The sequence below is a fragment of the Streptomyces sp. SID3343 genome (genome assembly GCF_009865215.1).
Lineage (GTDB): Bacteria > Actinomycetota > Actinomycetes > Streptomycetales > Streptomycetaceae > Embleya.
The window spans coordinates 1-3,918 of record NZ_WWJX01001002.1 but is presented as its reverse complement, the minus strand read 5'-3'; the positions used below and the strand labels follow the sequence as shown (position 1 = coordinate 3,918).

At 67.6% G+C, this 3,918-nt stretch carries 4 protein-coding genes; 2 read left to right on the top strand and 2 right to left on the bottom strand.

Annotated elements, in window-relative coordinates; translation table 11 throughout:
* Positions 1-56 precede the first annotated feature (56 nt).
* Positions 57-1,231, top strand: a protein-coding gene (locus GT354_RS31570; RefSeq protein ID WP_161359800.1) for an IS3 family transposase whose coding sequence is annotated in 2 segments (ribosomal slippage) — positions 57-324 and positions 324-1,231 — 1,176 coding nt in all. Because the reading frame shifts where the segments join, the coding sequence is not laid out codon by codon here.
* An 883-nt stretch (positions 1,232-2,114) separates the two neighbouring features.
* Complete coding sequence (locus GT354_RS31565; RefSeq protein WP_161359799.1) at positions 2,115-2,972, top strand: alpha/beta hydrolase; 858 nt, start codon at positions 2,115-2,117, stop codon at positions 2,970-2,972.
* A gap of 163 nt (positions 2,973-3,135) precedes the next feature.
* On the opposite strand, the gene GT354_RS31560 is transcribed toward GT354_RS31565, so the two are convergent.
* On the bottom strand, positions 3,136-3,414 hold the full coding sequence (locus tag GT354_RS31560; RefSeq protein WP_161359798.1) for a hypothetical protein: 279 nt from the start codon (positions 3,412-3,414) through the stop codon (positions 3,136-3,138).
* Positions 3,411-3,918, bottom strand: a 508-nt coding sequence (locus GT354_RS31555) for an acyl carrier protein (RefSeq protein ID WP_161359797.1), incomplete at its 5' end; no start/stop codon positions are given. The genes GT354_RS31555 and GT354_RS31560, both read right to left, overlap by 4 nt.

Below are 3,918 nucleotides of genomic sequence, written 5' to 3'. Positions count from 1 at the left end.
TGAGGTGCCCTATTTCTTCCGGACAGTGGCCCGCGTAGGGTTGATGAGATCCGGAAATGAGAGAGAACGTGCCACCAAGGTATCCACAGCAGTTCAGGGACGAGGCCGTCCGCATGGTGATCGACGGTCCACGTCCGATCTCTCGTGTCGCCGCCGAGCTCGGAATCAACGACTCCACGCTCAGGGGCTGGGTGAAAGAACATCGCCTCGCCGGAGAAGACGACATCGAAGCCCCGGGCGACGCGAAATCGGACCGCGAGCTGCAGCTCGAACGGGAAGTCAGGAAGCTCCGTGAGGAGAACGCCTTCCTGAAAAAAGCGTCCGCCTTCTTCGCACGCGAACAGGGGTGAGCGCGCGATACGCGCTCGTCGAAGCGGAGAAGGCCCAATTTCACATCGCCGACATGTGCCGATGGTTGGGGGTGTCCCGATCCGGATTCTACGAATGGCGTGACCGACCCGCCTCCGTCACCGCCGACCGACGAACACGCCTCAAGACGATGATCCGCGAGATCTTCACGGCGAACCACGAGACGTACGGATATCGCCGTGTGCACGCCGTCCTGGCGCGCTCCGGCGAGGCCGTTTCGCCCGAGTCGGTGCGGGCCCTGATGCGCGAACTGGGCCTGGTGGCCTGCCAACCACGTCCCTGGAGGCCGGTGACCACCCTCGGCGACGGGGCCCACCCGCGGATCCCGGACCTGATCCGACGCGACTTCGAGGCCGACCGGATCGGCACCAAACTCGTCGGCGACATCACCTACATCCCCACGTGGGAAGGATTTCTCTACCTGGCCACGGTCATCGACTGCCACAGCAAAGCAGTTGTCGGTTGGGCCATGGCCGACCACTTCAAGACCTCCCTGATATCGTCGGCCCTGGACATGGCCGCGAAACGGATACGCATCGAACCGGATGCCGTCTTCCACTCCGATCGAGGCAGCAACTACACCTCCGAAGAGTTCGCGACGGTGCTCGCAGGGCACCGAATGAGGCAATCCGTCGGCCGCACCGGCGTCTGCTGGGACAACGCCATGGCCGAGTCGTTCTTCGGAGCCCTGAAGAACGAATGGCTCCACCGATACGTCTTCACCACACACGCGAAAGCACGCGGCGAAGTCGTCCGATACATCGAAGGATTCTACAACCGCCGACGCCTCCACTCGGGACTCGGCTATCGCACACCCCACGAAGTCCTGCATCCCAAGCGGGAATTGAAACTCGTGGCATAACAAAGACAGCAATTAACCTGTCCGGAAAACGCGGGGCTCCTCAGTCGTACCCACCCGGGGCCCACTGCGGGACGAATCCCGGTCGGCCGCAGCCGGGGCAGGGGGCGGGAGTGGGCACGGCGGGTCTTCCGCCGCAGGTCGGGCACAACACGAGTCGCAGTCCCCCGTCGAGGGTCGCGGGCGGTCACGGCTGTGGTCGCGTCACCGATGCCCGGCGGCCGTGCGGCCATCGCGCGGCGTCATCGGAATCATGCCGTGCGCGACGGACCACGTCACGAGGGCGAACCGGATCGTTGACGTGAGTCGTGTCTCAAGGCCGGGCCGTGGAAGTCGACCCGAACGGTTGCGGTCCCCCACCCGACGCGCAGCCGGCCTCGGCGATCGCGTGACCGGCACCACGGGTCGAAGCCCGCCGGGCCCACCCCGACCATCGAGGCAATTCCGCTACTGCGCTGCCCGCTTCGGGGCGCAGGGCGGTCCCGTCGCCCAACTCCCCCTCGCGGTGAAGCCGTTCGGCACCACCGCACCACCGCACCACCCATCCCCGCAGCGACCGCCCGCCTCGGGCCGGCGCGCCCCACGACGGAGCCTCCTGGCCCCACTGAGCCTCGAACAGCTGCACCACGAACAGCGGTTGCTCCTGCACCACATCGCCGAGCCGGCGGGCTGCCGCGCGGCGACACCGTCCGGCACGCACTCGACGAAGCAGGCTCCCCGATCCGCCGACGCCACTCTGCCGGCATCTCGAGAAGATCGTTTCTCGCACCTGGCTGGAGAAGCAGTACCAGACGGGGCGTCACCCGACACCTCGACGACCACGCCAACCACCACACCGGGGAAACCCGGTTGCTCTTGCCCGAACGCCGCTGACAGGGTCTCGACCATGCCTACCTTCTCGGCGCACGACGGAACCAGGCTCGCCTACCACGTGTTCGGCGACGGCCCCCCGGTGGTCTGCCTGCCCGGAGGCCCAACGGATTCCGCATACCTCGGCGACCTCGGCGGCCTTTCCGCCCACCGGCAGTTGATCAGGCTCGACCTCCGGGGCACCGGCCGGTCCGCGACAGCACAGGACACCGCCTGCTACCGCTGCGACCGACTCGTCGACGACGTCGAAGCCCTGCGCGAGCACCTCGGGCTCGACCGGATGGACCTGCTCGCGCACTGCGCCGGCGCCAATCTCGCCGCGCTCTACGTGAGCCGCCTTCCGGAGAACGTCGGCAAGCTCGCGCTGATCACACCCAGCGTCAGGGCCGTCGGCCTCACGATCACTGGAGACCTTCGGCTGGAGACCGCACGGCTCCACCGGGACGAACCATGGTTCCCGGAGGCGTTCGCGGCCTTGGAGGCGATCGTGGCGGGCAAGCCCACCGCCGACGGCTGGAAGGCCGTCGCACCGTTTTCCTACGGTCGCTGGGACGCGGCTGCGCAGGCGCATGAGACCGCCGGGGACGAGCGGATGAACCCGGAGATCGTCGCTGCCTTCGGCGCCGAAGGCGCTTTCGCCCCGGACACCACCCGCGCCGCGCTCGCCCGGTTCACGCCGCCGGTCCTCGTCCTGGCCGGGGAAAGGGATCCGGGAGCACCGCCTCACACCATGGCCGAGTTCGCGGACCTCTTCCCGAACGCCGAACTCGTTGTCCAGCCCGGCGCCGGTCACTACCCGTGGCTCGACGACCCCGACCGGTTCGTGGCGACCACCGCTGCGTTCCTGGCTTGTACGAGCGCCCCGTCGTCATAACCGGAACCGTGAGAGTTCCCAACACGAATCCAGGTGGCACACCGAAAAGTAACCACCTCGCCGACCGCGCTCGCACCGCACCGGAACGGCCCTGCGGCGCCGGCGCGTCGGTGTCTATGTGTGGGCCGCCGCGCCTTGTGATGGGGGCGTTCGGTGTGGGTCGTCATCGGCTCGGGCGTTGGGCGGGTGGGCGGCTCGGGCGGTGGTACGCGAGTTGTTCCAGGATTTCCTGTTCCTTCGGGGTGATCCCTTGCGCGCCGGGGACACAGTCCGGGTGTGCGCTCGGGGGTGGTGAGAGCCGCGTGCCGGACATGATGCGTCCGGCTGTGACCTGTGCCTGCCAGATCTGGCGGAGGAGTTCGGTGCCCCGGGAGACGATGAGGCGACGCAGTGCTCTGGCGCGAAGCCCCATCGAGGACGAGGTCGGGACGGTTGTGGTCATGACAGGCCGAACTCTTCGTCGATGAGGTCCATGACTTCGGTGAGGCTCGCCGACGAGAGATCCAGATCCGTCGACGGCTCTCGGGTCGAGGGCAACGTCGAGCGATACCGGTCCAGGAGGGCCTCCAGTTTTTCCATCACGACCCGTTCCGTGTCGGGATCCACCGCTGCCGCGGCCAGGCTGGTTTCCAGCCGCTCCAGTTGGGTCAGCACCGGCGGGGCCTCGGCCGAGCGGAACAGTAGGTGACCGAGGTGGGTTGCCAACGCCGTCACCGTCGGGTGGTCGAAGACCACCGTGGTCGGCAGTTTCAATCCGGTCTCGCTGGTGAGCCGGTTGCGCAACTGGGTTGCCGTCAACGAGTCCAGACCCAATTCGAGCAGGCCCTTGTCCACGTCGACCGAGTCGCTCGAAGGATGGCCGAGCGCGGTCGCCGCGAGCGCACGAACCCACGCGAGCAGTTGTCGATCCTGTTCGGGGCGGGCGAGGCCGGACAGGCGCTCGGCC

What these genes read in the sequence shown, in the direction of transcription:
- GT354_RS31565 (WP_161359799.1), top strand. Translation starts at nt 2,115, where the DNA reads ATGCCTACCTTCTCGGCGCACGACGGAACCAGGCTCGCCTACCACGTG.
- GT354_RS31560 (WP_161359798.1), bottom strand. Translation starts at nt 3,414, where the DNA reads ATGACCACAACCGTCCCGACCTCGTCCTCGATGGGGCTTCGCGCCAGA.